This window comes from Nocardia sp. NPDC041819 (genome assembly GCF_055590505.1).
On record NZ_JBVJAP010000001.1, the window covers coordinates 548,194 to 573,875 of the forward strand.

27 protein-coding genes are annotated in these 25,682 nt (G+C 66.4%); 8 read left to right on the forward strand and 19 right to left on the reverse strand.

From position 1 onward, the window contains the following. Nucleotide 1 precedes the first annotated feature (1 nt). The gene (locus ACZ6DL_RS02530) at nucleotides 2-415 is read right to left on the reverse strand and encodes a DUF5997 family protein (RefSeq protein WP_466048534.1); all 414 of its coding nucleotides are present in this window, start codon (nucleotides 413-415) and stop codon (nucleotides 2-4) included. 162 nt (nucleotides 416-577) lie between these two features. Between ACZ6DL_RS02530 and ACZ6DL_RS02535 the strand changes: the two genes are divergently transcribed. Then, nucleotides 578-1,495, forward strand: a complete 918-nt coding sequence (locus tag ACZ6DL_RS02535) for a LysR family transcriptional regulator (RefSeq protein WP_466048535.1) — start codon at nucleotides 578-580, stop codon at nucleotides 1,493-1,495. A 58-nt stretch (nucleotides 1,496-1,553) separates the two neighbouring features. On the opposite strand, the gene ACZ6DL_RS02540 is transcribed toward ACZ6DL_RS02535, so the two are convergent. Continuing rightward, a complete protein-coding gene (locus ACZ6DL_RS02540) occupies nucleotides 1,554-1,868 on the reverse strand; it encodes a hypothetical protein (RefSeq protein ID WP_063050691.1) in 315 nt (104 codons plus the stop codon). Between the two features lie 140 nt (nucleotides 1,869-2,008). After that, the gene (locus ACZ6DL_RS02545) at nucleotides 2,009-2,275 is read right to left on the reverse strand and encodes a DUF2631 domain-containing protein (protein WP_040868261.1); all 267 of its coding nucleotides are present in this window, start codon (nucleotides 2,273-2,275) and stop codon (nucleotides 2,009-2,011) included. A 145-nt stretch (nucleotides 2,276-2,420) separates the two neighbouring features. Between ACZ6DL_RS02545 and dxr the strand changes: the two genes are divergently transcribed. The 5 genes from dxr (at nucleotide 2,421) to ACZ6DL_RS02570 (ending at nucleotide 9,095) form a co-directional block, all read left to right on the forward strand. Beyond that, on the forward strand, nucleotides 2,421-3,560 hold the full coding sequence (gene dxr / locus ACZ6DL_RS02550) for a 1-deoxy-D-xylulose-5-phosphate reductoisomerase (protein WP_466048536.1): 1,140 nt from the start codon (nucleotides 2,421-2,423) through the stop codon (nucleotides 3,558-3,560). 234 nt (nucleotides 3,561-3,794) lie between these two features. Continuing rightward, complete coding sequence (locus tag ACZ6DL_RS02555) at nucleotides 3,795-4,994, forward strand: M50 family metallopeptidase (protein WP_466048538.1); 1,200 nt, start codon at nucleotides 3,795-3,797, stop codon at nucleotides 4,992-4,994. A 151-nt stretch (nucleotides 4,995-5,145) separates the two neighbouring features. After that, nucleotides 5,146-6,303, forward strand: a complete 1,158-nt coding sequence (gene ispG / locus ACZ6DL_RS02560) for a flavodoxin-dependent (E)-4-hydroxy-3-methylbut-2-enyl-diphosphate synthase (RefSeq protein WP_393228466.1) — start codon at nucleotides 5,146-5,148, stop codon at nucleotides 6,301-6,303. A gap of 66 nt (nucleotides 6,304-6,369) precedes the next feature. Then, on the forward strand, nucleotides 6,370-7,233 hold the full coding sequence (locus tag ACZ6DL_RS02565; RefSeq protein WP_084466757.1) for a GNAT family N-acetyltransferase: 864 nt from the start codon (nucleotides 6,370-6,372) through the stop codon (nucleotides 7,231-7,233). Between the two features lie 74 nt (nucleotides 7,234-7,307). After that, nucleotides 7,308-9,095 carry a penicillin-binding transpeptidase domain-containing protein gene (locus ACZ6DL_RS02570; RefSeq protein ID WP_466048540.1) on the forward strand — a complete coding sequence of 596 codons (1,788 nt, stop codon included), beginning with the start codon at nucleotides 7,308-7,310 and terminating at the stop codon, nucleotides 9,093-9,095. Between the two features lie 207 nt (nucleotides 9,096-9,302). Here the strand turns inward: ACZ6DL_RS02570 and ACZ6DL_RS02575 are convergent, their stop codons facing one another. The 15 genes from ACZ6DL_RS02575 to ACZ6DL_RS02645 all read right to left on the reverse strand — a co-directional run bounded on the left by ACZ6DL_RS02575 (nucleotide 9,303) and on the right by ACZ6DL_RS02645 (nucleotide 23,986). Further along, entirely contained in the window at nucleotides 9,303-10,292 is a 990-nt protein-coding gene (locus tag ACZ6DL_RS02575) for a hypothetical protein (protein ID WP_466048542.1), read from the reverse strand. Nucleotides 10,293-10,430: 138 nt separating this feature from the next. After that, nucleotides 10,431-14,363, reverse strand: a complete 3,933-nt coding sequence (locus ACZ6DL_RS02580; RefSeq protein WP_466048543.1) for a beta strand repeat-containing protein — start codon at nucleotides 14,361-14,363, stop codon at nucleotides 10,431-10,433. Nucleotides 14,364-14,699: 336 nt separating this feature from the next. After that, nucleotides 14,700-15,005: a hypothetical protein gene (locus ACZ6DL_RS02585; RefSeq protein ID WP_466048545.1), complete on the reverse strand. Its 306-nt coding sequence runs from the start codon at nucleotides 15,003-15,005 to the stop codon at nucleotides 14,700-14,702. Further along, on the reverse strand, nucleotides 15,002-15,439 hold the full coding sequence (locus ACZ6DL_RS02590) for a hypothetical protein (RefSeq protein WP_466048546.1): 438 nt from the start codon (nucleotides 15,437-15,439) through the stop codon (nucleotides 15,002-15,004). The genes ACZ6DL_RS02585 and ACZ6DL_RS02590 overlap by 4 nt, the downstream gene beginning before the upstream one ends. Continuing rightward, on the reverse strand, nucleotides 15,436-15,657 hold the full coding sequence (locus ACZ6DL_RS02595; protein WP_466048548.1) for a hypothetical protein: 222 nt from the start codon (nucleotides 15,655-15,657) through the stop codon (nucleotides 15,436-15,438). Before ACZ6DL_RS02595 ends, ACZ6DL_RS02590 begins: the two co-directional genes overlap by 4 nt. Before the next feature lie 1,235 nt (nucleotides 15,658-16,892). Then, nucleotides 16,893-17,492, reverse strand: a complete 600-nt coding sequence (locus tag ACZ6DL_RS02600) for a hypothetical protein (RefSeq protein ID WP_466048549.1) — start codon at nucleotides 17,490-17,492, stop codon at nucleotides 16,893-16,895. Next, nucleotides 17,477-18,322: a hypothetical protein gene (locus ACZ6DL_RS02605; protein WP_466048550.1), complete on the reverse strand. Its 846-nt coding sequence runs from the start codon at nucleotides 18,320-18,322 to the stop codon at nucleotides 17,477-17,479. Before ACZ6DL_RS02605 ends, ACZ6DL_RS02600 begins: the two co-directional genes overlap by 16 nt. Then, nucleotides 18,322-18,636: a hypothetical protein gene (locus tag ACZ6DL_RS02610; RefSeq protein ID WP_466048551.1), complete on the reverse strand. Its 315-nt coding sequence runs from the start codon at nucleotides 18,634-18,636 to the stop codon at nucleotides 18,322-18,324. Before ACZ6DL_RS02610 ends, ACZ6DL_RS02605 begins: the two co-directional genes overlap by 1 nt. Continuing rightward, entirely contained in the window at nucleotides 18,636-19,229 is a 594-nt protein-coding gene (locus tag ACZ6DL_RS02615; protein WP_466048553.1) for a hypothetical protein, read from the reverse strand. The genes ACZ6DL_RS02610 and ACZ6DL_RS02615 overlap by 1 nt, the downstream gene beginning before the upstream one ends. A gap of 356 nt (nucleotides 19,230-19,585) precedes the next feature. Beyond that, nucleotides 19,586-20,362 (reverse strand): ESX secretion-associated protein EspG, encoded by a 777-nt coding sequence (locus ACZ6DL_RS02620; RefSeq protein ID WP_466048555.1) that lies wholly within the window; start codon nucleotides 20,360-20,362, stop codon nucleotides 19,586-19,588. Nucleotides 20,363-20,467: 105 nt separating this feature from the next. Next, entirely contained in the window at nucleotides 20,468-21,619 is a 1,152-nt protein-coding gene (locus tag ACZ6DL_RS02625) for a WXG100 family type VII secretion target (RefSeq protein ID WP_466048556.1), read from the reverse strand. Then, nucleotides 21,616-22,089 carry a hypothetical protein gene (locus ACZ6DL_RS02630; protein WP_466048558.1) on the reverse strand — a complete coding sequence of 158 codons (474 nt, stop codon included), beginning with the start codon at nucleotides 22,087-22,089 and terminating at the stop codon, nucleotides 21,616-21,618. Before ACZ6DL_RS02630 ends, ACZ6DL_RS02625 begins: the two co-directional genes overlap by 4 nt. Nucleotides 22,090-22,115: 26 nt before the next feature. Continuing rightward, a complete protein-coding gene (locus ACZ6DL_RS02635) occupies nucleotides 22,116-22,688 on the reverse strand; it encodes a DUF3558 domain-containing protein (RefSeq protein WP_466048559.1) in 573 nt (190 codons plus the stop codon). Between the two features lie 207 nt (nucleotides 22,689-22,895). Further along, a complete protein-coding gene (locus ACZ6DL_RS02640) occupies nucleotides 22,896-23,108 on the reverse strand; it encodes a DUF397 domain-containing protein (protein ID WP_466048560.1) in 213 nt (70 codons plus the stop codon). Continuing rightward, the gene (locus ACZ6DL_RS02645) at nucleotides 23,105-23,986 is read right to left on the reverse strand and encodes a helix-turn-helix domain-containing protein (protein ID WP_466048562.1); all 882 of its coding nucleotides are present in this window, start codon (nucleotides 23,984-23,986) and stop codon (nucleotides 23,105-23,107) included. The genes ACZ6DL_RS02640 and ACZ6DL_RS02645 overlap by 4 nt, the downstream gene beginning before the upstream one ends. A 340-nt stretch (nucleotides 23,987-24,326) precedes the next feature. Here ACZ6DL_RS02645 and ACZ6DL_RS02650 point away from each other — a divergent pair, with 340 nt between their 5' ends. Both ACZ6DL_RS02650 and ACZ6DL_RS02655 read left to right on the forward strand, forming a co-directional pair. After that, nucleotides 24,327-24,698, forward strand: a complete 372-nt coding sequence (locus ACZ6DL_RS02650) for a DNA-directed RNA polymerase subunit beta (protein ID WP_466048563.1) — start codon at nucleotides 24,327-24,329, stop codon at nucleotides 24,696-24,698. Beyond that, nucleotides 24,695-25,117 (forward strand): DUF4254 domain-containing protein, encoded by a 423-nt coding sequence (locus ACZ6DL_RS02655; protein ID WP_466048564.1) that lies wholly within the window; start codon nucleotides 24,695-24,697, stop codon nucleotides 25,115-25,117. Before ACZ6DL_RS02650 ends, ACZ6DL_RS02655 begins: the two co-directional genes overlap by 4 nt. 18 nt (nucleotides 25,118-25,135) lie before the next feature. Here the strand turns inward: ACZ6DL_RS02655 and ACZ6DL_RS02660 are convergent, their stop codons facing one another. Continuing rightward, on the reverse strand, nucleotides 25,136-25,642 hold the full coding sequence (locus ACZ6DL_RS02660) for a peroxynitrite isomerase (RefSeq protein WP_063050767.1): 507 nt from the start codon (nucleotides 25,640-25,642) through the stop codon (nucleotides 25,136-25,138). Nucleotides 25,643-25,682: the final 40 nt, after the last annotated feature.

The window sequence follows — 25,682 nt, forward strand, 5'->3', positions numbered from 1 at the left end:
GCTAGCCGCGGTTCTTCGCCGGGCGGTTGGTGGCCGCGCGGCGTTCGGCCTCTTTCGCCTTGATACGGGCATCCTCCGCGCGGACCGCCGCATAGTTCTCACGCTCGCGCACGAGCCATTCCGGCGGGTCGGCGAGCAGCGCGTCGATCTCGTCGGCGGTGAGGTGGTCGGAGACCTCGGCGCGGGTCAAGCCGGTGTTGGAGACGCCGAGCTTGCGGGCCACCACATCGCGGGGAAACGGGCCGGTGCGGCGCAGTTCGGTGAGCCACTCGGGGGGATTGTCGCGCAGCGCGTCCAGCTGAGCGCGAGAGATCGGCGCGTTGCGGAACTCCTCGGGCGCGGCCGGAAGGTAGATGCCGAGTTTGTTCGCCGCCGTCAACGGCTTCATCGTCTGCGGTTTCTTGTCCGGGCTCACCGGAACAGCCTAACGGGCGCCGCCGGACGGATTCGTCCGCAGCCCCGCCTCGCCCACACGGAGGCGGGACGGCCGCTGGACGGGCGCGGCCGCGTATGCGGGGCCGCCGTCTATCCGGCGGCGCGAGCGGGCCCACACGCCTGGTGACATACGCTTCCACGAATGAGCCGGTTGGAGTCGATCGATGTCGTGCGCCTGCGCTGGTTCGTCGCGGTCGCGCAGGAGTTGCACTTCGCGCGCGCGGCGAAATCGCTGCACATCTCGCGTCAGAAGCTGAGCCATACCGTCATCGACTTGGAAAACGAACTCGGCACAAAGCTTTTCGTCCCCGGTGCGCAACCGACCCGGCTCACCGACGACGGACGGGAGCTACTGGAGCAGGCGCGCGAGATCATCCGCCGGACCGAGTCCGCGGCGCGACGGCCGGAGGCTCCGGCCGTCCTGCGGGTGGGTTTCGTGCCGGGCGTCACGGTGTCCAAATGGACCCGGATCTGGGCCGAGCGCTTCCCCGACACCCCGCTCGAGGTGAGCGCGCTGGCGCAGGCGGAACAGGAGTCGGCCCTGCGGGAGGGGCGCGTCGACATGTGCTTCGTCCGGCTGCCGATCGATCGCGAAGGCATGAACGCGATCCCGCTCTACCGGGAAGTTCCCGTTGTCGTGGTGCAGAAGGAACACCCGCTCTCGGTGTTCGACGAGGTACGCGTGAACGACCTGGCCGACGAGCAGGTGCAGGACACCTCGGACCTCGACACGGTCGGCGGCGCGCTGGAACTCGTCGCCGCGGCCGGGGGCGCGGCCATCGTGCCGCACTCGCTTGCTCGCCTGCACCATCGCCGCGACCTCGTCTATCGCACGATGCTCGACGTCCCGGATACCGAGATCGCGCTGGCCTGGCCCGCCGATCGCACCCCCGATGCGGTCGAGGATTTCATCGGCGTCGTGCGCGGCCGCTCCGAGCGAAGCTCACGAGCCGCCGCCCGCCCCGACCAGAACGAGCCACGGAAGAAGCCCCCGGCCAAGAAGACGGGCGGTCGTGCGGGTCCTGCCGCGAAGAAACCCGCGCGGCGGCGCGGGCGCTAGCTGATTCGTGCTCAGGGGGTGGCGGCGCGAACCCCGGCCGGTCCGCGCCGCCCGGCGATCAGCCCTTGCACACCCGGTTCAGTTCGTCGGTCGCGGCGTCCATGTTCGCGACCTTGTCATCGGTGAGGGCGTGGGCGTAGGCGGCGATGGCGGCCTTCTCCGCGCCTTCGGCCTCGATGGCAGAGAGCTTGGTCGCCAGCGACTGCTGCACGGTCGGGTCCAGATTCCCGCCCGACTCGTCGATGGCGGCGTTGATCGCGTCGATGGCCGCGCCGCACGCCGGTGACTGGGCGTGCGCGGGCGCGGCGGGCAGCAACAGCAGCGAACCGAACGCGCTCGCGGCGAGCAGGGCGGCCGAACAGGTCTTGATCATTGCGTCCTAAGGGTTGTGCGGACAGAGAACAGAGGTCCGCGACCCGGCTGGGACGCGGACCTCGGACGCACACGGTACCGGCTGCCGGCGCACGGTACAGGACGAATGAAGTTGTGCGAGAAGACTTTCCGGATGGAGAACTAGCGCGGCTTGCGCTGCAGCAGGGAGTCGCGGATCAGGATGCCCGCGATCAGGGCGGCGAAGCCGACCAGGAAGATGTCCTCGATCTTGCCGCTGTGGTTGCCGACCAGCATGGCCAGCAGGATCAGCGCGACGATCCAGCCCGCGATCCGGAAGGTGCGACGCGACTCGCCGCTCCAACCCCAGGCGGCGGAGGGAACTTCGGCGGGATCCACGCGAGTGACGACGCGCTCGGTGTCGGCGTGTTCGAGTTCCGTGGCGGCCACGATCGCTCCTTAGCTGTTCCTTGTACCGCGATTCCGGTACGCACTCGATGAGCTGCTGCCGCATATCGTGACATACGACGGCGCGTCGTTGTAAGTCGGCCCGCGCCCCGTCGGACGCGTTCCGGCGGTAGGACACAATGAAGTCGTGTCCGACATCGTGAGAGTCCTGCTCCTGGGCAGCACCGGATCCATTGGCACCCAAGCGCTCGAGGTGATCGCCGCCAATCCCGACCGCTTCGAGGTGGTCGGACTCGCCGCGCGCGGCGGCAACACCGAGCTGCTCGCCGCCCAGATGGCCGCGACGGGCACGCGCAATGTCGCCGTCGCCGATCCGGCCGCGGCCCAGCGATTGGACCTGCCGCTGGGCGGCCCGGGAGCGGTGACCGAGCTGGTGCGCCGCACCGAGGCGGACGTCGTGCTCAACGCCCTGGTCGGTTCGCTCGGGCTGGAACCGACGCTGGCCACCCTCCAGTCGGGCACCCGCCTCGCCCTGGCCAACAAGGAATCCCTGGTGGCGGGCGGTTCCCTGGTCACACGCGCCGCCGCCCCCGGGCAGATCGTCCCGGTGGACTCGGAACACTCCGCGCTGGCGCAGTGCCTGCGCGGCGGCCGCGCCGACGAGGTCGCCCGGCTGGTGCTGACCGCGTCCGGCGGCCCGTTCCGCGGCTGGACCGCCGGCATGCTCGAGTCGGTGGGGCCCGCCGAGGCCAAGGCTCATCCCACCTGGTCGATGGGCTTGATGAACACCCTGAACTCGGCCTCGCTGGTGAACAAGGGGCTCGAGCTGATCGAGACCCACCTGCTGTTCGGGATTCCCTACGACCGCATCGACGTCACCGTGCACCCCCAGTCGATCGTGCACTCGATGGTGACCTTCACCGACGGCTCCACGCTCGCCCAGGCCAGCCCGCCGGACATGAAGTTGCCCATCGCGCTGGCGCTCGGCTGGCCGGACCGGGTGCCGGGCGCGGCCGCCGCCTGCGATTTCGGCACCGCCTCCACGTGGACGTTCGAACCGGTCGACAACGGTGTCTTCCCCGCGGTCGAGCTGGCCCGAGCGGCCGGGCAGGCGGGAGGCAGCGTCACCGCGGTCTACAACGCCGCCAACGAGGTCGCGGTGCAGGCTTTCCTGGACGGAGCCATCCGCTTCCCGCAGATCGTCGGCACGGTGGCCGCCGCGGTGGAGGCCGCCGAGGAGTGGCGCGCCGAGCCGGATTCGCTCGACGAGGTCCTCGCCGCGGACACCTGGGCGCGGGAGTTCGCCGCCGCCCGGGTACGCGGCTGACACCGTCGCGCACCGGATCGGACGCGCGAAGCGACGGCGTCCTGGCACACTGAACACACAGGACACGACTTTGTCCGGTTAGGCGTACCTCCGCCTTCGCTCCGGCCATTCGCGGGCTGAAGACGGACTACGTCCGACAGCACCCATTAAGGTGATCAGAGTGCTCGCGGCCAGGAGCGGACGCGTGCGTGCGGGATATTCGAGCTGCGCATACGCAGGAGGGCTGTAGAGCAAATGGTGTTCGCGTTGGGGTTCGTGCTGTTCGCGCTGGGCATCACCGTGTCGATCGCGCTGCACGAATGTGGGCACATGTGGACCGCCCAGGCGACCGGCATGAAGGTGCGGCGGTATTTCATCGGGTTCGGACCGAAGATCTTCTCGTTCCGCCGCGGTGAGACCGAATACGGCCTCAAGGCGCTTCCGCTCGGCGGTTTCTGCGACATCGCGGGTATGACGGCGCTCGACGAACTGCGCCCGGAAGAACTCGACCGCGCCATGTACCGCCAGGCCACCTGGAAGCGGCTGGTCGTGATGTCCGGCGGCATCGCGATGAACTTCGTCCTCGGCTTCATCCTGATCGTGGTGCTCGCCATCGGCTGGGGACTGCCGAACCTGAAGGAACCCCCGGCCACCGCGCTGGGCGAGATGAGCTGCGTGCCGCAGGGCAAGCCGGACGGCTCGAGCGAACCGTGCACCGGCATCGGCCCCGCGCAGCGCGCCGGATTGCAGCGCGGCGACATCGTCAAAGAGGTGAACGGCGTCAAGGTGGACACCTGGCGTCAGTTCCAGGCCGAGACCCAGAAGCAGACGGGCCCGTTCACCTACGTCGTCGAGCGGGACGGCCGCACCCTCAGCATTCCCGTCACCCCGGAGCGGGTCATCCGCTACCCCGAGGGCGGGGGCGCGGGCCGCGAAGTCGGAGCCATCGGGGTGGCGCCGGAACGCTACGAGCCCGTGCAATACGACGTGCTGGGCGCCGTTCCCGCCGCGGCCACGTTCACCGGGGACATGTTCGTGCGCACGGTGGACTCGTTGACCGAGATGCCCGCGAAGGTGTCCTCGCTGTGGGACGCGGTCACCGGCGGTGAGCGGGATCCGGAAACCCCGGTCAGCGTGTACGGCGCCAGCAAGATCGGTGGCGAGACCGCGGAACGCGGCCTGTGGAACATGTTCATCCTGGTGCTGGCCAGCCTGAACTTCTTCCTCGGCATCTTCAACCTGCTGCCGTTGCTGCCGCTGGACGGCGGCCACATCGCGGTGGTGATCTACGAGAAGATCCGCAATACCATCCGCGGCTGGAAGGGGCTCGCGCCCGGTGCGCCGGTGAACTACCTGAAGTTGCTGCCCGCCACGTACGTGGTCGTGGTGATCGGCGGCGCTTACATGCTGCTCACCCTGGCCGCCGACATCGTCAACCCGATCAAGCTGTTCTGACCGGGGCCGCCGGGCGGGCGGTGCGGCTCACGACGTAGTCTGGCGCGGTCAACCGGGGAAGTCTTGTCGTTGCTGTCACAAGGTGGGCGTCGTGCGCCAAGGCTAGACTCGGCACCAACCGGCCGGACACGACGAAAGTAGGCAGCCGAAGGTGACCAGCACAATCGGATTGGGGATGCCGACCGCGCCCGCTGCGGTGCTCGCTCCCCGGCGTAGGACCCGCCAGTTGATGGTGGGCAACGTCGGGGTGGGCAGTGATCACCCGATCTCGGTGCAGTCCATGACCACGACCAAGACGCACGATGTGAACGCCACCCTGCAGCAGATCGCGGAGCTCACCGCGTCGGGGTGCGACATCGTGCGGGTGGCCTGCCCGCGTCAGGAGGACGCGGACGCGCTGGCCACGATCGCCGCGAAATCCCAGATTCCGGTGATCGCCGACATCCACTTCCAGCCGCGCTACATCTTCGCGGCGATCGACGCCGGATGCGCGGCGGTGCGCGTCAACCCCGGCAACATCAAGGAGTTCGACGGCCGGGTCGCGGAGGTCGCCAAGGCCGCGGGCGCCGCGGGCATCCCGATTCGCATCGGCGTCAACGCCGGTTCGCTGGACAAGCGGATGATGGAGAAGTACGGCAAGGCCACCCCGGAGGCGCTGGTGGAGTCGGCGCTGTGGGAGGCGAGCCTGTTCGAGGAGCACGGGTTCGGCGACATCAAGATCTCGGTCAAGCACAACGACCCGGTGATCATGGTGGAGGCCTACCGTCAGCTGGCCGCGCAGTGCGATTACCCCCTGCACCTCGGCGTCACCGAGGCGGGCCCGGCGTTCCAGGGCACGATCAAGTCGGCGGTGGCGTTCGGCGCGCTGTTGTCGGAGGGCATCGGCGACACGATCCGTGTGTCGCTGTCCGCGCCGCCCGCCGAGGAGGTCAAGGTCGGCGGGCAGATCCTGCAATCGCTGAACCTGCGCCCGCGCAAGCTGGAGATCGTGTCCTGCCCGTCCTGCGGGCGCGCCCAGGTCGACGTGTACACGCTGGCCAACGAGGTGACCGCCGGCCTGGAGGGCATGACGGTGCCGCTGCGGGTGGCCGTCATGGGCTGCGTGGTGAACGGACCCGGCGAGGCGCGCGAGGCCGATCTGGGTGTGGCCTCCGGCAACGGCAAGGGCCAGATCTTCGTCAAGGGCGAGGTCATCAAGACCGTCCCGGAGGCGAAGATCGTCGAGACGCTCATCGAAGAGGCGCTGCGCATCGCCGAGGAGATGGGCGAGGACGCGGTCGCAGGCGAACCGGTCGTCACCGTCAGCTGAGCGCCGCTCACCAGGGCTTTCGGCATAGCCATACCGCATCGCGCCGGTTCGTGGCAGGCTGTCATCGTGCGGAGTCTGCTGGAGCCGGCGCGACGGGCCAAATACGCCCCTGCGCGGCAGCTCGCTAATCGAGACCTTGCTCAGGTGCTGCGTGTGCTGGATGCCGATCCGGTGGCCTCGTGCATGGTCGCCGCCCGGTTGCAAGAGTTCGGCCTGGACAGCCGGTGCGGGCAGGGGGAACTCTGGAGCAGAGGCGGTCCCGCCGAGTCGCTGTGTTTCTCGGGCGCGAACCTCGTGCCGTTGCTGGGTGATCGTGACGCGTTGCGCGCGTTCGCCGATCGGGCGATCCGCTGGCCTCGGATCTGTTCCTCGGTGGTGGGGCGCAGAGAACTCGCATTGCCGCTGTGGGAGATGCTGTCCGGACACTGGGGCCCGGAGCGGGAGCTACGCGGGGAACAGCCACTGCTGGCGCTGGCCCAGCCGCCGCTGTCCACCCCCGACCAGGAGGTCCGCCGGGTGCGCCGCGACGAACTCGATCGCTACCTCTCGGCCGCGATCGCGATGTTCATCGAGGAGGTCGGCGTCGATCCGCGTGCGGGGGACGGCGGCCGCGGCTATCGCCGCCGCATCCAGAGCCTGATCGAATCCGGCCGTGCCTGGGCCCGTTTCGAGGATGGGGAAGTGGTCTTCAAAGCGGAGGTCGGATCACTGTCCCGGCGCACGGGCCAGATCCAGGGAGTCTGGGTGCATCCGGATCATCGGGGGAAGGGCCGTGGCACCGCGGGCACCTCGGCGGTCGCCAACGCGGTGGTCGCTTCCGGCCGCACCGCGAGCCTGTACGTGAACGACTACAACGCGATCGCCCGCCGCGCCTACAGCAGGGTCGGGTTTCGCCAGATCGCGACCTTCGCCACCGTCCTGGTCGACTGAACGCGGCCGCGGGCACGGCGAATTCCGGAGTGCCGCAGGCATTTGCCCGGCAGTGACTATTACGATCGGTGCCGATGTCGACTCGGACGCTCCTCTCGCTCGCCGTCGCGGCCTTCACGGTGGCCGCCGCCGGTTGTGCGAGCGAGCCGCAGGGGCCTGTTCCCGCCGCCGACGCCTTCGTCAAAGCGTTCGCCGAGCATCGGGTGACCGCTGCCGCGCAACTCACCAACCTGCCGGAGAAGGCGAGCGACGCGTTGCGTTCCGCGTGGGATCAACTGCAGGCCGAACAGCTCACCGCGCGCACCGGGGCGGCGCGCGTGACCGGTGACACCGCGACCGTCGACTACACCTACGAGTGGCGGTTGCCCAAGAACCGGATGTGGAAGTACTCCGGTCAGCTGCAGATGGGCCGCAGCAACGGGCGCTGGATGGTCCGCTGGACGTCCTCCGACATCCACCCCAAACTCGGCGACACCCAGACCATGGCGTTACGGACCAACCCGCCGCCGCGGGCGCGGGTCAACGAGCAGTCCGGCAGCGACGTCATGGTGCCCGGCAAGGTTTCCCGGGTCACGTTCGTCGCGGCCGACGCCGCCGACCCCGCGTCCGTGGCCACCACGCTGGCCGCCGCGCTGCACCGCTTCGACAAGTCGCTGACGCCGCAGACCATCCTCGACGAGGCGAAGGCGGCCAAGGGCGCTTACACGGTCGCGCTGCTCAACGAGACCGAATCCGGCCAGGTGACCACCGATCTCATCGGGCTGCCCGGTGTCACGCTGACCCAGCAGTGGGATCTGGTCGCCACCGATCGGGAATTCGCGCCCGATCTGCTCACCCAGGTGCGCAAGACGGTGATCGCGGAGGTGGACGGCAAGGCGGGGTGGAGCGTGGTCACCTTGAACTCCAACGGGGCCGACACCGATGTGCTGATGGAAGTGCCCTCCCAGCCCGCGCCGTCGTTCTCGCTCAGCATCGACCGCAACGTGCAGAACGCCGCCCAGCTCGCCGTGCGGCCGCGTACCGAGCAGACCATGATGGTGGTGCTGCGCCCGTCCACCGGCGCGATTCTGGCGGTCGCGCAGAACAGGGCCGCCGACCGGGACGGTCCCCTCGCGACGATCGGCCAGTACCCGCCCGGTTCGGTGTTCAAGACGGTGACCGCGGCCGCGGCCATGTCGAACGGCCTCGCGACGCCGGACACGGTGCTGCCGTGTCCGAGCCGCATCGTCATCGGCGAGCGGACCATCCCCAACTACAACCTGTTCACCGTCGGCGATGTGCCGATGTCGACGGCCTACGAGAGGTCCTGCAACACCTCGTTCGCCGAACTCGCCAGTGAGCTGCCCGGCCCGGCGTTGCACGAGGCCGCGGCGAAGCTCGGTGTCGGACCCGTTTATTCGGTGGTGGGGCTGCCGACGGCCTCCGGCTCGGTGCCGCCCTCCGACGACCTGATCCAGCGCACCGAGGACGGCATCGGTCAGGGCAGAGTGGTGGTCAGTCCGTTCGGCATGGCGCTCATGGCGGCGACCATCGCGCACGGCTCGGCGCCCGTGCCGTACCTGATCGCTGGGCGCCCCACACAGATCGACGGTGACCGCCCGCCGCTGGCTCCCGACGTCGTCGAAGGATTGCGCGCGATGATGCGCAAGGTGGTCGTGGGCGGCACGGCCGAGCGGATCGCCGATCAAGGCGTGGTCTACGGCAAGACCGGCGAGGCCGAAGTGGACGGCGGGTCGCACTCCTGGTTCGTCGGTTACCGTGGCGACATCGCCTTCGCCACGCTGCTGGTCAAAGGCGGCAGTTCCGATAATGCCGTCGCCGTGACACGGGACATGCTGGCGGCGTTGCCCGCCGGTTACTGATAGGTTTTCGCGCCCAGACGGGAAGGACCCAGATCAGGACTTCGCGGTGCCGCGGCGCGGGAGAGCGTAGCGCCCGAATCGATCTCGGCCGATGGTGCAACGGTGTCCTCCTGCCTCGTGCTCGGCCCGCGCGGCGGGAGCCGATGCGTCCGCGCGGACCGGACAGCCGTTGTCAGGACTGTCCGGGCCGACGGGTGTGCGTGCCCTTCATTTCCTCTCGGGCGCAGCGATCAGTAAATGTTCCAAACTGGTCCTTCGGTCCGAATATTCGTCTACGCCGACGACCGCGACGAATTCGCGATCCCCGACACGGTGCTGGAGGGAAAGCCACGAGTTGGCGAGATACCAGCCCGCTCCGGCGGTGCCGCGTGGCCGCAAACCGCCGCAATAGATCCAATAACGATCGAGATGCTGATCCGCGCTCGGTCGTACTCGCGCGACGATGCCGATATTCCGGTCGTCGTTCGAGTCGTACCGGCTGCCGTCGGTCAACTCCAGACGCATCGCCGCGGAGCCGTCCTCGGCGCCGCTGTCATGGATGGTGAACAGCGGGTTGTCGACGAGGTGCGGATACAACCGGGTGCAGTTGTTGCCGCCCAGCCCGAAGCTGATGTACGGACGGTCGTAATGGGTGACCATGTAGCGGTCGCTGCGGACCTCGGCCCGAATACTGGTGTGGCGCTGAAGCAAGGAGAACATGTACAGCAGCCCCCGGAAATCGCTTTCCGCCACCACGGAGGGGACATCCACGGGACGATCCGGGAAACCGCCCTCCTGCTTCCCGAATACTCGCCGCCGGGAGATCCCCGCCGCCCGCAGTGCGTCCACGGACGGCCTGGTCAGCTCGAACGACGGGTACACCAGAGTGGTTCCCCTGGTGCTCGTCTCCATCCCGAGAAAAGCCTCGAGCCGGACATCGGTGCCGGAATAACCCGGCCCGAGCGATCCCATGCCGTCCGGTGTCGAGTTGGCCATCTGGAACAATCCTTCAGCCGTCCAGCCGGGAAACATCCGCTCGAGCACCCGGCAGTGATAGTCGCGCGGAAGGCCGATCATGCGACCGGACAACCACTGGTAGTACTGCGCTTTCGCCGGCCCATGCCCTGGGGGAATGGGCGGGTCCAGCTGCGCCGCGCATCGGTCGTACGCGACGAGAAAATCTGGATGACTTTTCAGATGCCGCTCCGCTAGCAGCATCTTCAGTACGGTCGCCAACGGAAACCCCCTTACCCCTGCAGCCTCCGTCGACGGTGACGGAGACTCTGTGTATTGGCTCGACCGCAACGAAAGCTGGGCCGTCGGCAAACCGCACCGACGGCCCAACCGCATCAGCCGTCAGATGTAGATGAATGGGAGACCATTACTGGTTCCTCCGGAGCTGGTCGCGGTGATTTGCACTGTTCCCGTTCCGGCGGGAGTGACGGCGGTGATCTGTGTTGCGGAATCGACGGTGAACGAAGTTGCCGGTGTGCCTCCGAAGTCGACGGAGGTGGTGCCTGTCAGGTTCGTCCCGGTGAGGACGACTGTCGTTCCACCGGCCGCCGGTCCTACATTCGGAAGCACGACCGCGAGTGTCGGAACCGCAATGTAGGTGTAGGCGAGGCCGTTGCTGGTTCCGCCGGAGGTGGTGGCGGTGACTTGCACCGTACCGGTCCCGGCGGGTGCCACGGCGGTGATCTGAGTTGATGAGTTGATCGTGAACGAGGTCGCCGGCGTGCCGCCGAAGTCGACCGCCGTGGTGCCGGTCAGATTCGTCCCCGTGATGACGACAACGGTTCCGCCCGCTTCCAAACCGACGTTCGGAAGCAAGGTGGTGAGATTGGGCGCCGCGAGGTAGGTATAAGCGACGCCGTTGCTCGTTCCGCCGGAGGTGGTGGCGGTGACCTGCACGATTCCCGTCCCGGCGGGCGCTACCGCGGTGACCTGGGTGGCGGAGTCGACGGTGAACGAAGTCGCCGGGGTGCCGCCGAAGTTCACCGCTGTCGTTCCGGTCAGGTTTGTTCCGGTGAGAACGACCGTCGTGCCGCCCGAGGCCGGTCCTACGCTCGGCAGTGCGGTGACGAGGGCGGGAAGCGCGACGTAGGTGTAGGCCACGCCGTTACTGGTTCCGCCCGCGGTGGTCGCGGTGACTTGTACGGTCCCGGTTCCCGCCGGTGCGACGGCCGTGATCTGGGTGGCGGAGTCGACGGTGAACGAAGTCGCCGGTGTTCCACCGAAATCGACCGCCGTGACTCCGGTCAGTCCCGTGCCGGTCAGGACGACGGTTGTGCCGCCCGATGCCGAGCCCAGATTCGGCACCGCCGTGGTCAGGGTTGGAAGTGCGACGTAGGTGTAGAGCACGCCGTTGGTCGTCCCGCCCGGAGTGGTGGCGGTGATCTGCACGATGCCGGTCCCCGCCGGTGCGACGGCGGTGATCTGGGTGGGGGAGTCGACGGTGAACGAGGTCGCCGGCGTGGCGCCGAAATCGACCGCCGTGGTGCCGCTCAGATTTGTTCCGGTGAGGACGACGGTCGTGCCGCCGGAGACCGAACCCAGATTCGGCACCGCCGTGACGAGGGTGGGAAGCGCGACGTAGGTGTAGGCCACGCCGTTACTGGTTCCACCCGCGGTGGTCGTCGTGACTTGTACGGTCCCGGTTCCCGCCGGAGCGACGGCCGTGATCTGCGTGTCGGAGCCGACGATGAACGAGGTCGCCGGTGTGGCGCCGAAGTTCACCGCGGTGGCGGTGGACAGACCCGTCCCGGTGAGGACGACGATCGTCCCTCCCGACACCGGGCCCACATTCGGCACCACCGTGGTGAGCGCGGGTACCGGAATGTAGGTGTAGGCGAGGCCGTTACTGATTCCGCCTGCCGTGGTCGCCGTGACTTGCACCGTTCCGGTGCCGGCGGGTGCGACGGCGGTGATCTGGGTAGCCGAGTCGACGGTGAACGAGGTGGCCGGTGTGGCGCCGAAGTTCACCGCGGTTGTTCCGGTCAGTCCCGTTCCGGTGAGGACTACTGTTGTCCCGCCCGTTTCCACACCCACATTCGGCAGCGCCGCGACGAGGGTTGGTACCGGAATGTAGGTGTAGGCGACGCCGCTGCTGGTTCCGCCCGGGGTGGTGACGGTGAGCTGCACCGTCCCGGTTCCCGCCGGAACGATGGCGGTGATCTGGGTAGCCGAGTTGACGGTGAACGAGGTGGCCGGTGTGGCGCCGAAGTTCACCGCGGTGGCTCCGGTCAATCCCGTGCCTGTGATGATCACCGTCGTACCGCCGGTCGCCGGGCCCACATTCGGCACCACCGCGGTGACGGCGGGTACCGGAATGTAGGTGTAGGCGACGCCGCTGCTGGTTCCGCCCGGGGTGGTTACGGTGAGCTGCACTGTCCCGGTTCCCGCTGGTGCGATGGCGGTGATCTGGGTAGCCGAGTTGACGGTGAACGAGGTGGCCGGTGTGGCGCCGAAGTTCACCGCGGTTGTCGCGGTCAGTCCTGTTCCGGTGATGACGACCGCCGTGCCGCCTGCTTCCACGCCCGCGTTCGGCACCACGGCGGTGACAGTGGGCAGCGCGACGTAGGTATAGGCGACGCTGTTACTGGTTCCGCCCGGGGTGGTGACGGTAAGTCCTACGGTCCCCGTTCCCGCCGGTGCGACGGCGATGACTTGGGTGTCGGAGACGACGACGAACGAGGTCGCCGGCGTGGCGCCGAAATTCACCGCGGTCGCTCCGGTGAATCCGGTGCCGGTGATGACGACCGTCGTCCCGCCGGTGACCGGTCCCACGCTCGGAACGTCCGTGATGATGGCGGGCACCGCGACGTAGGTGTAAGCGACGCCGTTGCTGATTCCACCCGCGGTCGTGACGGTGACCTGCACGGTCCCGGTTCCCGCCGGTGCGACGGCCGTGATCTGGGTGGCGGAGACGACGGTGAACGAGGCTGCCGGTGTGGCACCGAAGTTCACCGCGGTCGCTCCGGTGAGCCCGGTGCCGGTGATGAGGACCGTCGTCCCGCCGGTGACCGGTCCTATGTTCGGGACCACCGTGGTCAGCGCGGGGACCGAGATGTAGGTGTAGGCGAGGCCGTTGCTGGTCCCGCCGGGTGTCGTGACGGTGACCTGCACGGTCCCGGTCCCGGCCGGCGCGACCGCCGTGATCTGGGTAGCCGAGTTGACGGTGAACGAGCTCGCCGGTGTGCCACCGAAACTGACCGCCGTCGCTCCCGTCAGGTTCGTTCCCGTGATGACGACCGTCGTTCCCCCGATGACCGGACCGGTGTTCGGCACCAACGTGGTGATGGCGGGCACCGCAACGTAGGTGAAGGGGAGGCCGTTGCTGGTTCCGCCGGGCGTCGTGACGGTGACCTGCACGGTCCCCGTGCCGGCCGGTGCGACGGCGGTGATCTGAGTATCGGAGTTGACGATGAACGAGGTCGCCGGAGTGCCACCGAAACTGACCGACGTGGCAGTCGACAGACCCGTTCCGGTGATGACGACCGTGGTTCCGCCGGTTGCCGGTCCGGTGTTGGGTGCGAGGCTGGTCAGCGCGGGGACACCGGCGTAGGTGTAGGTGACGCCGTTGCTGGTTCCGCCCGAGCCGGTGACCGTCACCTGCACGCTGCCCGAGCCGGGCGGTGCGATGGCGGTGATCTGAGTGGGGGAATTGACCGTGAAGATGGTTGCGGTATTGCCGAACCGGACAGTCAATGGGCCGGTGAACCCCGTGCCGGTGATCGTGACGGTGTTGCCGCCCGAGGCGGGCCCGGAGGTCGGCGAAATGGCGGTGATGATAGGTACGACTACGTAGATGAACGGCACCGCACCGCTGGTGCCACCCGGTCCGGTCACCGTGACCGGCACGATCCCCGTTCCGGCAGGTGCGACAGCCGTGATCTGCGTGTCGGAGTTGATGGTGAACGAAGTCGCCGGTGTGCTACCGAAGTTGACCGCCGTGGCGCCCGTGAAACCCGACCCGGTGAGGGTGACCGTCGTACCGCCCGCTGTGGAGCCCTGATTGGGATTGAGGCTGTTCAGCGCGGGGACCGGCACATAGGTGTAGGCGACCCCATTGCTCGTTCCGTCCGAGTTGGTCACGGTGACCTGCACCGTACCTACCGATCCGGCGGGAGCTATCGCCGTGATCTGCGTAGGGGAGTTGATGGTGAAAGTGGTCGCGGTGTTACCGAACCGGACGGTCATGGGGCCGGTGAATCCGGTACCAGTGATTGTGACGTTGGTTCCCCCCGTGGTCGGTCCTGAAGTCGGGGAGAGGGAAGTGATGGTAGGCATGCGGCTGCCTCCTTGTCGCCGTGGTGAAAATCCTCTGCACCGGGGGGCGCCCGCCGCTGTTCAGCAGCCCGGCTATCTCCATTAACTCCTTTGAATCGGTGCCTGGCAACGTGTCTGATGATCCGTTTTGGTCCGTTTTCGGATTGGCAACGGCGCGTCGCGTTGTGCGGTGAACGTCCTGGCAGGCGTTGTGGCAGCGTTCTTTTCGACGGGGCTTCGCCACCGCTGCCGGAGGTCGCGCCAGCGGTGAGCCCGCCGAGGGTGGCGGTGCTGGCGAACGATTGGCGACCAACCGGAACGTCCGTCAACGTTCCGCCCGGAAAGCAGCTTCTCGCGTTACAGGAACAGCTCCGGTGGGTCGTCGATTTCGAGGCCCGCCCGCCGTGCTCGGGTCACCATCTTCCGATCCCACTCGCGGTGCACCCGCAGCGTCATGCGCAACTCGCCCATCTGCACGGACATCTGCTGAGTTTGCGAAATGGCGAGGTCGCTCAAGACTTTCGCGGTGTCGGCCTTCGTCTTCGTCATGTGAGCGTCGACGTCGCCGCGCTTGGACCACGCGGTGACGGCCGCCGTCAGCACCGACGAGCCGGCGATGAGCACGAGCGCCGCGAAGAGCGGCGACTGCTGGATGATGTTCATGGCGCCATCCGGATCTTCACCGCGCGCAGCGCCCGGACATCCTGCAGTACCTGTCGGCGCTTCCACAGGAACGCGACGCCCAACGCGATCGGCAGCGGTCCCCCGAGAACCGTGGCCGGACCGATGGTTCGGTGCTGGATCTGCAACAACAGCAGCTGCGCGCCGAAGGCCACCAGTGACCAGCCGAGCGCACCCAGGCCGACCTGCTCGACCAGATAACCCCAGACGCGCTGGGCGAACAGACCGACCAGCGTCGCGACGCAGCCGATCAACATGAGGACGAGCCACAGCGTGCGGAATCCGGGTGGCAGGTCCGTGGCCGCCGATGCCGGCGGCGGGCCGTAGATGCACTGCAACAGCATCGAGACACCGAACACAGCGCACAGCACCACCTCGAAGGGGTCGTGGCGGGTCCTTTCCTTCGGGGTTCTCATGCTGGTTCGCCGCTGGCCGGTGGCGCAGGGCTGACCCGGTGGCGCGCCGACTCGACCGCGGGCAGGCCCAGAGCCGCCGCGGCGATGGCGAGGACAAAACCGGAGAGGTCGGACGAGAGGACGCCCTTGACGACCCCGTAGCCGATCAGCGCCGCCAGCAGCGGGTACAGCAAGGCGCGGACGGGCTCACTGTGCAGGATGGTGATTACTTTGTTCATCGGTTCTTCCCTTTCTTTCTTGTTGTGGCACCGATGGTGCCGTCGGCCGATCGCGGATTCCGCCGTCTGAAAGCTGTGCGTTCGTGTGGTCGGCCGGATTCCGGCCCGGTACGGGAGTCCGGATCGCGTTGTCGCAGGCCCACCGGCGCCGTCTAGGTGAACCCGTGTGCGGTGGAGGAGGGTTCGTGGTGCGGCGCTGCGGTCCGCGCCGGAGCGGTGCCGTCCACTGGATTGCCGGTTGTCGCCGTGACGCGAGGACCCCGTGTTCTGTGGCCCGTGGGCGGGGAGAGGAATGTAGGCATAACGCTGCCTCTCAGTTTGCTGGTTCCTCCGTGCCGAGGGTGTCCGACGGTAGTCGTGAACCGGTTAACTCCGTTATGCCCCAGGATCTGCGGGTCGGCAATGCGTCGGATGATCCGTTCTTGTCCGTTTTCCAGATTGTTGCCAGGTATTGACCAGTACTGCGGCTCCGGCGTGAACGCATCGTGCGGCCCTGCCGCAGCGACGATCTCATCGCTGTGGCCGGTCGGGGGTCGTCGACCGTGACTTCGGCTAACCGAGGCGCAAACGAAATACGCTCGCGCACAACACTTATCACTGAATCTCGGTCTGTCTCCTCGGCGGCGGATCGCGTCTGCTCGTCGGCGCCCGGTGTGTCCGGGTGCTTCAGATGATGCTGGTCGGTCTGTTCAATGCCGACACGAAAGAGTGCCGGAGCCGATCGGACCCAACGCGATTGGGCCGCCGCCGGAACCCGGCGACGGCCCGTGAGCTGTCTCGATCAGGCGCAGGTGTATGTGCGGCCGTTGCTGGTGCCACCGGAGCCGGTGACGGTCACCTGTACGTCTCCCGCTGCGTGGGCCGGGGCGATGGCGGTGGTCTGCGTCGACGAGTCGATCCCTGAAGGTCGTCGCGGTGCTGCCGCACCGTACGGCCAGCGGACCGGCGAATCCCGTACCGGCGATCGTGACGCTGGTGCCGCCCGTAGCGGGGCCCGAAACCGCCGCCGGACTCCAACGCCTGATCGCGAGCGGATATCGTGGAGCCGGTAGTAGCGCATTGCGTCTGAGGGGGATTCATTATGGCCGGTCGAAGATCGTCCGGGCCATTTCGCTCGGGCAGTACTCCCGGTTGTCGAGAGCGCGCGGACGGGGGAGTTGTTCCGGTGGTTCCAGCGGAAGATGTCAGGAAGGTGCCAAGAGCGCGTTATCGTTCCACGCCCCAAGCGAGAGCGATCAGCCCTTCAACGTGCGGATCATGCGCACCAGTGCTTGCGCGCCTTCTCGTGTCGGTTTGTCATCTCGCGTCGTTTGATCTTCGGTGGCTCTGAAGTGGAGTTCGCCCTTCCAGCCGTCGATCGTGGCGGTGAGGTCGACGTCGAGCAGAGTGGTGGCGTGATCGCCCCCCTTGGGCAGTGGCTCGGTAGCTACCTTGACGGTCGCGCCGTCCACAGTCAGGACCTTGGTCGGGTAGTTCTCTGTCGTCGCGGGAGGTGTGGACAGGGTGTTACCACTGGTGACGCGAAACAGCGATACATATCCGAGGGAAGACAGCCATGCGGACCCGTCCGCCTTCTCATAGAAGCACCCGTTACCGGTGCCGATCTCATCGGTCAGTGCCTTTCCGCCGGCACCGGCGCTGACCTTTAGATTCTCGGCACCAGCTCGGGTGATGAAAAATGGTTTCGTAGAGTCGCACAGCTCCTGGATGGTGTGGCTGCTCGTCGGCAGTTCATACTCTTCGGGATGAGTGTGGGAAAACAGATCGCAGGCCGAAAGTAGCACCGCCACCGCCGAAATGGTCAGCAGTTTTCGCCGGTTCATGTCGCCTGCCATTCAGAGCTGGGAGAGTTGGTGTTGAAGTCGTCGGAAGCGCTACGCGGCCACCGATCGTTATGAAATCCTTTCTGACTTTCTGTCGACTCCTTAATCTTGCTGATACTCTGCCTTTGCGAAAGGAGGGCATCTGTAAGATTTTTCGTGTACTCGACGGCTCTGCTGATTGCTTTTCCGAGGATATCAATCGTATCGGATATTACCATCGGAGCGGCGACGAAGGTGACGATCTTGGCAAGAGCTGTCCCGAGTTTTATGAGCAGGTCCGCGATATCCGTGACGATCTTGGAATAGAAGTCCCAAGCGATGTCCGATACCTTGGCGAGTGCTTCGGTCATCTTGTCGCAGGTTGATTTCGCGGAATCCATTGCGGTGTCCTGGAGTGTGCGCGCCGCTGTGTACTTGAGTGCCGCCGCTCCTGTCCAGTAGCCGATGACGTTCCCGTTGTTCACCTCGTTGTTCTGCGCGCCGCCGATCTTCCCCTTCAGCGTCGTCCATGCCTCGCTCGTCTGCAGGAAGGCGATGGGTGCCTTCAAACTGTCGACCGCGCCCTGCAGTTTGTCCAAGAGCTCCTGGATCTTCTTCTTGATCTCTTCCTTGTGGTCCTGCATGTAACCGGTGAAGTCGTCCTCGGTCATCGCGCCGTAGACGGCACCTGCTACCGCACCCGCCATTCCGAAGAATGTCGCTGCCTCGACCTCGGCGGCGGCGATGGCCGCCTTCCGGAATGCGTCATCCACCTTGGCGGGTTGGCTCCTGATCTCCGCGATCTGGTCCGAGAACCTATCGAGTACCGTGTTGATCTCGTCCAGAGACTTCGTCGCACCCATCAGTAATCCGCTTCCAGCTCGATCAGGACGTTCGCGAAGTTCTGGTCCTGCTCCTGATATACCTTGGCGACGTGGTCCAGAACTCTGGCGATGGAATCGGTTTCATCTCTTCCCTCGACCAGTCTGTCGTACATATACCGTGCGGCCGCCATCTGGGCCTCCCAAGTTTCTTGGAACAGTCCCCAGGCGACGTCCTGGTGACTGAAATGGATGCTCTGCGCCTCGGTAGCGGCGACGGTGAGGGCGTCCGACGCGTGATCCCAGGCTCTGGCGGCCCTGACGAGTTGGTTCAGATCCGCTGAGAAATTGACCATTACGAGTTCCTCATCAGGTAGCGCTTGTATTCCGCGAGTTCGTGTTCGAGCTCATCATCGGTGCGGTCGGCCCATGTCCCGTCTTCGTGGAACCGTGGGCGCTGTTGCCGGATCTGATTCGCGCAGTCGAGGATGTCGTGCGCGATGTAGGACGGGCCGGCCGTGGCCGCCCACCGCGGATCGATCTCGATGCTGCCGATGCGCGAGATGCTCGCGGCCACCGTGATCGAGGGCACTCCGGAGTCGCTCACCGGCCCTCGCCCTACGAATTCATCACTCAGTCGCAGTGATCGTTCGACCATCTCGTATTCGGCGAGCGATCGGGTGTCGAGGAGCGTGATCAGTTGTGTACGGCGAGAGGGGGATACGGTCAGTTCAGTCCATCTGCCAGATGCGATGACCGGAGCGTCATGCCGCCACAGCGCCAAATAATAGCCGGTCATCGCTGCCGCGGAGAGATCCGGTGGATCAAGGCGGTCATGGATATTCCGGCTCACATCCACATCTATTGGAAGGCGGCCGTCGTCGAGATTCATTGTGATCAGGCCGACCCCGATCAAGCCAGTCGCCACTCTATCCCCTTCTGTTTCCACTGCAGTGGGATTGTCCGCCGACTGGCCGCTATTGAATCAGGCGACATACGGGCTGCAAATTCATTGCGGACCCGCAAGTCACCAGCCCCCTTGCGGCCAGTCGTGGTGCGCCCGCAGTCCAGTGGTTTGTCCCCTCAGGCTGTTGCCGGACAGACACTACCGTTCTGTTTGTCGCCCCAGCAAGGGCGAGGTCACGGCTCGGGCGGTCGGTCCTGTCACAGCGTGCTTCGACGTGAAAACCACACCCTGGCAATACATCGCCCTGGCGAAGGTAACTGAGGACGATGCTTGGTCGCGTGCGGACGAACCGCCGCTGGATCCGGGTTTTCCGCGCGGTCGGTACGCGGACCCCACGCCTACCAGGTTTCGGGGCGGGTGGATTCGAGGTGTTCGAGGGCCAGGGTGATCCACGTTGTGAAGTGGGCGGTCAGGTCGGTGGGGGTGGTGGGGCGGACGGTGATGTGGTCGGTACGGTGTTCGGTGTAGCGGCCGTCGTCGGAGATGTCGTGCCATTGGAGGACTTTGGTGGGTTTTGTGCGGGTGTGTAGGGGGGCGGTGAGGAGGACGGCGGTGCCGCCGCCGTCGACGGGGCGGCCGAGGAGGCGCTGGTATTGCTCGCGAGGAGTGTTGCGGGCGTTGTCCTGGAGGTAGGTGTCGCGGCGGGGGGTCAGGTCATGGGGGTGGAAGGTGGCCGGTCGCTCGGCTCCGGGGGTGCAGGGCGGGATGGCGTTCACGAGGCGTGCCGGGAGTTGGTCGGCGGGGAACACGCGTGCGCGGATCGGGCCGTGCTCGGTTTGGTTGCCCGCTTGGCTGAGGACGACGGCGCGGTAGCTGTCGCGTGCGCCGAGGATCCGGTACTCGCGGATGTCGTCGGGACCGGTGCTGTTCTTGTGCTTGCAAGTGCCGCCGAGGATCTCGATGCGGAGGTCGGAGTCGCCCAAGGTGCGGAAGGCGGCCGCGATCTCGTCGCGTTCGTCGGCGGAATAGCGCTCCCGCACGGCTGTGCGGTGGGCGGCGAAGTCGTCGCGGAAGGCGAAACGACTGGTGTAGCGCAAGGGGCCGGGGATGCGATCGTGGGCGTCGCCGAACCAGAGCGCGGCGAAGTCGTCGGGATCCCAGGTCCATTCAGCCATGTGAGGTCCAATCCGGCCGCGTGAAGGCGGCCAATGTGCACGCGCGCACGCCCGCCACCGATACGCGATGCGGGCGCGCGCGAAGTCGAGAAGGGTGTGGCCCGGTCAGTCGGGCGTGCCGCCGATGACGCCGCCGGGCAGCGTCCTCGGGACTTCGCCGAGCAGCTCGTCGGTGTTCTCCTGGGTGATCAGGTAGTCCGGTGTCTTGTGCTCGGATTCGTCGTCCTTGCCGCCGCCGCGAGCGCCGGGGGCCATCATGCCCGGCGTACCGCTCGTGCCACGGACCGAGGTGTTCGTTGCCGCGGCCGGATTCACCGATGTGCTCGGGGTGCGCGGTGCGCCCGCGATGCTGCGCCCCGGTTGCGGCTGGTTCGTGGTGCCGGGAGTTCCGGGACTGCCCGGGGAGCCCGGGCTGTGCGGAGTCGGAGTTCCGGCCGGCACGGTCTTGGTCGGATCCGTGGTACTGGCGGGAGTCGTCGAGGTGGGGTCCACGCCGGCGGGTGTGGTCGAGGTGTCCGTCGCTGTCGTGTCGGAGGATTGGTCGTCCTGCGTCGACTCGTCGGTGGACTGCGACTCCTCGGCGCTCGTCTCGTCGGGCTTGCCGTCGCCGTCCTTGTCGCCGGGAGTGCCGGTGTCGGTAGGGCTGGTGCCGGGGTCGTTCGTCGTGGGACCGCCGCTGTCGTCGCTGTGGTATCCACCCGGCGGGGGCGCTGGGATGTCCACCGATGCGGTCGGGCCGACCGGAGTGGGCAGCACCGGGATCTTGCCGTCCATCTCGCTGAACGGCTGTACGTAGAACTCTTGCATCGCGGCCCGCGCGTCCTGCTCGGCCAAGTATCTCTCGCTGTTCAGGTTCCAGCGCCGCGGGTTGAAAAGGCGCTCGCCGAAGGAGAATTCGACGGCCTCCGGGAGAGCGTTCTTCGTATTGGAGATCGCGGTGGCGGCGTCGCTGACGCGGTTGTACAGCTCCTCCAGGGAAGTCGTCAGGTTCTGCGCATCACTGGTGTATTTGGCGATCGCGCTCTTGGACTGTTCCGCAGCGGGGCCTGACCAGGCTTGGGCGATAGAGGTCTGGATGGATCGGGCGAAGGTCTCTACGCCCTGCTCCCACTGGATGCGAGCCTGCCAATATTTGTTCGCCTGGTTGACCGCGTCGGTCGGGTTGAGAGGCTCGAACGTGTTGTTGATCTTCGAGTGTTCCCAACTATCAGGGTGTTCGCCCCCGTTAGGAATACGGGGATTCTCGTAGCCGCTCATTTGCCTGTCCCAACCGGGAGGTAGGTCGGTGCGTATGGGAGCTGGACGGGTGGACGCTCGGGAAGGTCCGTATTCAAGCGGCTGATTTCTGCGGCGAAATCACTGTCCGCCTGCATCATTCGATCACGCACGATCCTGTAGGTCTCTTGGATGTCCTCGACGATGCGGTAGTGATCTTCCAGGATTTGATAGACGCTGTTGCCATCCGTGGCCCCGTTTGCCTTCGCACGGAACCGCTCGACCACGGTGCTGGCCGAAACCATACCTTCGGACTTCTCGCCGAGGCCCCATCGTTCCGCTCGCGCGATATCGGCCACTGTTGTCTGTATGTCGCGGATGGCGTCCTTGAAGAAATTGCAGTCGCGGTCTATGTAGACGAAGTCCTCAGCGTTCATATCGACCGCTAATTGCCCCTCCCGGGCCGCGCTGAGCATGTTCGCCATCGGCCGCGGCGTGTTGTCGTCGCTCATTTCATCCCTCCCGACGAGTTCTGAGATTATGCGTTGCTAGGTATCGTTGGCACGATCTTCTCGGCCAGCCCCCGAGCAAGTTGGCACGAATCAACAGACCCGGTATCGCGGTTCGAGGCCGGGTTGAGCAGATTGATGTCGAGGCTGCCGCCCCGCATAGCTACATTCACGGTGCACGCGTCCTTGATGTTCGGGCCATCGAACTGACGGGTCGAGATCGCCTCGCGGCCGCCGACGGTGAACTCGGTCGCCTCGGGGAAGTGCTTGGCTCGGGTCATCTCGACTGTGAGGTTCGAGGTGGTGATGGTGGCGAAGTAGCCGTCAGTGCGTCCATATCGACACCCTCGCCACTTGATGCCGCCGCTGGCATCCGAATCGGCTTCGCTGCGGCGACGGAGTTTCTCCGAATCCAGGACGCTCTGCGGTATGTCCTTGCAAGTGTCGTAACCGGTGGGTGTCTCAGCAGCCACGCTTTGACCAGCCGTTGAACTCGCAGGCGGAGTGTCATCGCCATCGGTCGAGGAGTCGCAGCCTGTCAGGGCGAGCGCAGCACCGGCAAAGAGGATGGCCAGTCGCCGAAAATTCCGCCCTGATGTCATCGTTCCCCTTGCGCACCGGTTAGTGTCCTGGCTCTTCGAGGCCGGACCGGCTTCCCCGCCCCCCGCAGCGAATGTCGACGCTACCGGCGGGTTTCGTCGGGTGCAAGCGGTCTGGTGAGCAAGTTGACGGCTCGGGAGTGTCGGGCCGGGCGCGCGGACCCGGAACCTTTGACGAGAGAGGTTCCGGGGTCGCGAATAGAAGCTTCCTCAGGACTCCGACCGATGGAGTCCTCCGCTTGTCACGCGAGTCGTGAACAAGTGCCACTCGCCCGTTGTGAATACGAGTGCTGGACCAACCGGGTTCTTCGAGTCTCGTACCCCGACCAAGTCTTCGCGCAGGAACGCGACCTCCACGCAGTCCCTGTCCGCGCTGCTGTAGCTGCTCTTGAACCAGGCGGCATCGGATAGGCTGGCGCTCATTCGGCATACTCCTTGGCGATCTTGCGGATGAGGGCTCGGCTTCTCTCCTGGTCGAGGGCCGATCGCAAGAGGTCGGCGAACGCCTGGCGGTGAGCCCGGACCTCGTCGGGCTTCTCAAGATACAGGTCACCGGTGAAACCCTGCATGTAGACGACCGGTGGCTCGGTGAGATGGGCGATCGGGTGCTGCGGGAAGTCGAGAATCACGAACGAGCCGACGTTCAGCCCGGCGTATGCCTCTGCCTCAAGGGGCACCATACGTACCGAAACATTCGGTTGTTCACCGACTCGCACCAGGTGTTCGAGCTGGCCCTCCATGACCGAGGGCCCACCGATCGCCCGGCGCAGTGCCGATTCATCGATGACGGCTTCGAAGCGTACCGGGTCGGAGTCATTGTCCAAGCGCGATTTCCGCTGCCTGAATGCTTCCATCTTCCGCTCGACCTCCGCTCCGGACATCGCCGCGAAGCGGACCCAGATCAAGGCACGCCGATACTCGTCCGTTTGCAGCAGTCCGGGGAGGAGGGTTGTTTGATAGGAGCCGATGCGTTTGGCTGTCGCCTCCAATTCCACGAAGAGGTTGAAGTCCTCGAGGATGGTGTCATTGAACGCATGCCACCATCCGGTGCGCTTGGTCTCCTCGACCAGGTTGAGCAGGATGGCGGTGCGTTCTTCCGACGCCCCGTATAGCTTGCACAGCCCCTCCACGAACAGGGGATGGAGCCGGACCGGCTGCCCGGTCTCCATCCGCCACAGCGTTTGTTTGCTGACGTCGATCGCGTCGCGGGCGTACTCCGCGCTGATGCCCGCGCTGACCCGCATCGCCCGCAGCTGCCGCCCCAGCATCCGACGGGGCAGGGTGGAACCTGTTGAAGTCACGACGAATCCCTTTCATAGCCGAACTAGTGGCCGGGTACCTAACTGGAACCTGGTGGCGGGGGGCCTTGGAACCTGAGCGGTTTTCGCCCGATTCCACCACTGAGAACGTTCCCGCCCAGCAATGTCCGGTGCTCTACTGATCGCGACCGGTCCGAATCGAAGAAGTGCTGAAACCTTAACCGCCCCAACGGTTACAGGTCCAGCGACCGGGATTTATCGCGTACCGAACTAGGTGAATCGAGGTTGGCGAATGAATCATGCGGCATTCGCGGACACCCCAGCGTCCCGCTGCGCGTTTTACCGCCGCACCTGTGGGCTGCCCGCCGGGTTACATCCGGAGATGGGCCGGATCGTGGTGAAGGCGGGTGTGGTGGGCGGGATCACGATGCCCGACCGGCTGGGGCAGTGCGTGCGTGACGACATGCTTTTCCGTGGCAGGCCGCTCGGCCCGGTCGTCGCGCATATTCGTTCTCGCCGATGGACCTTTCTGTGCCGGCCCGATATACCCGACGACATGCGGCTGTTCGCGGCCTTGTTCCGGCTCGATGTCTCGATCGTGCCGTTCGGCAGCGAAATCGCGCTGCCTTCACCCGCCGACGCGAGCGGCGTATTCCGCCGATGGGTGGTGGCGCCGCGTGACACGTTCCGTCCGTCCGGCATGGTGATCGTGAATTGCGTGCTGGCCCGCGCGGGCGGGAAAGGCGCGCCGTGAGCGAGGGCTTGCCGACGCGGAGTGAGCTGCTGCGAGCCTGCCGGGAGGGTGCGCCGCCGCCGGGACATCCGGTGCTGCTGCGGGCACGCACTCTCGCGGAGCTGCACATGCGCAGGCTGCGCGAGGGAGAGGTAGGCGACATCGATGAGCGCCGGACCCGGCTGATCCGGGACGTCGACCGCTGGGTCGAGGTTCGGTTGCCCGCGGCGCGTGGCGGGGCCTATCTGCACACCGAATCGGTCGGCTCGGTGGTCGACCGCCTCGCTCGGCTGAGCGCGTGCGCATACGCGGCCATGGCCGACGATCAGGGGTGGGACCTGTGGTTCGCCTGGGAGCGGCTGGCCGAGCTGGCGATCGCCTACGAGGATCTGGTCACCGAGTTGAGCAGGGGACGGCGCCGGTTGCCGAGCGCTTTCTAGCAAGCGCCGGTGACCGGTTCAGTTGCGCAGCAGGGTGGCGGCGAGGTGATGTTGCAGTGGTTCGCCGACCGCCGCCATCCGCAGTGTGTAGTCGATGGTGTCGCCGGACAGGCGCAGCGACCGGCCCAGGGCCGTGACGAGTTTCGCGGTGCTGCTGCGGCCGATGTCGGTGGAGTCCAATTCCATACGCAGCGTGCCGTCCTCGACGACGAGCGAGCCCTCGCAGATTTCGGTGATACCGGTGGGATGGGCGAGGATCAATTCGACGCGGTCCGGGCGCGGGCAACGCAGATAGCCGGTCTCGGCGTGCAGCGGCCGGCCGCCGTCGGCGGCGCGGGTCTTCTGCCGGTAGGTGAGGAAGGGGCGGCCGAGATGGCCGAACCGGATTTCCTCGACATAACCGAACGGCTGAATGGTCGGGTATTCCCCCTGCCCGTTGCCGCGCCACGTGCCGAGCAGTGGAGCGAGCGGAGCGATATCGGGATGCAGAGCAATAGCAGGCTGGGGTTCGACCACGGCGAACAGCCTAAACCCGTCCTCGTTCAACCGTTCGGGTACTCCCGAA

Bases quoted from the DNA above. Each gene is read 5' to 3' on its own strand.
- ACZ6DL_RS02535 (WP_466048535.1), top strand. From the start codon at position 578: ATGAGCCGGTTGGAGTCGATCGATGTCGTGCGCCTGCGCTGGTTCGTC.
- ACZ6DL_RS02540 (WP_063050691.1), bottom strand. From the start codon at position 1,868: ATGATCAAGACCTGTTCGGCCGCCCTGCTCGCCGCGAGCGCGTTCGGT.
- ACZ6DL_RS02555 (WP_466048538.1), top strand. From the start codon at position 3,795: ATGGTGTTCGCGTTGGGGTTCGTGCTGTTCGCGCTGGGCATCACCGTG.
- ACZ6DL_RS02570 (WP_466048540.1), top strand. From the start codon at position 7,308: ATGTCGACTCGGACGCTCCTCTCGCTCGCCGTCGCGGCCTTCACGGTG.
- ACZ6DL_RS02575 (WP_466048542.1), bottom strand. From the start codon at position 10,292: ATGCTGCTAGCGGAGCGGCATCTGAAAAGTCATCCAGATTTTCTCGTC.
- ACZ6DL_RS02580 (WP_466048543.1), bottom strand. From the start codon at position 14,363: ATGCCTACCATCACTTCCCTCTCCCCGACTTCAGGACCGACCACGGGG.
- ACZ6DL_RS02585 (WP_466048545.1), bottom strand. From the start codon at position 15,005: ATGAACATCATCCAGCAGTCGCCGCTCTTCGCGGCGCTCGTGCTCATC.
- ACZ6DL_RS02590 (WP_466048546.1), bottom strand. From the start codon at position 15,439: ATGAGAACCCCGAAGGAAAGGACCCGCCACGACCCCTTCGAGGTGGTG.
- ACZ6DL_RS02595 (WP_466048548.1), bottom strand. From the start codon at position 15,657: ATGAACAAAGTAATCACCATCCTGCACAGTGAGCCCGTCCGCGCCTTG.
- ACZ6DL_RS02600 (WP_466048549.1), bottom strand. From the start codon at position 17,492: ATGGCAGGCGACATGAACCGGCGAAAACTGCTGACCATTTCGGCGGTG.
- ACZ6DL_RS02605 (WP_466048550.1), bottom strand. From the start codon at position 18,322: ATGGGTGCGACGAAGTCTCTGGACGAGATCAACACGGTACTCGATAGG.
- ACZ6DL_RS02610 (WP_466048551.1), bottom strand. From the start codon at position 18,636: ATGGTCAATTTCTCAGCGGATCTGAACCAACTCGTCAGGGCCGCCAGA.
- ACZ6DL_RS02620 (WP_466048555.1), bottom strand. From the start codon at position 20,362: ATGGCTGAATGGACCTGGGATCCCGACGACTTCGCCGCGCTCTGGTTC.
- ACZ6DL_RS02625 (WP_466048556.1), bottom strand. From the start codon at position 21,619: ATGAGCGGCTACGAGAATCCCCGTATTCCTAACGGGGGCGAACACCCT.
- ACZ6DL_RS02630 (WP_466048558.1), bottom strand. From the start codon at position 22,089: ATGAGCGACGACAACACGCCGCGGCCGATGGCGAACATGCTCAGCGCG.
- ACZ6DL_RS02635 (WP_466048559.1), bottom strand. From the start codon at position 22,688: ATGACATCAGGGCGGAATTTTCGGCGACTGGCCATCCTCTTTGCCGGT.
- ACZ6DL_RS02640 (WP_466048560.1), bottom strand. From the start codon at position 23,108: ATGAGCGCCAGCCTATCCGATGCCGCCTGGTTCAAGAGCAGCTACAGC.
- ACZ6DL_RS02650 (WP_466048563.1), top strand. From the start codon at position 24,327: ATGGGCCGGATCGTGGTGAAGGCGGGTGTGGTGGGCGGGATCACGATG.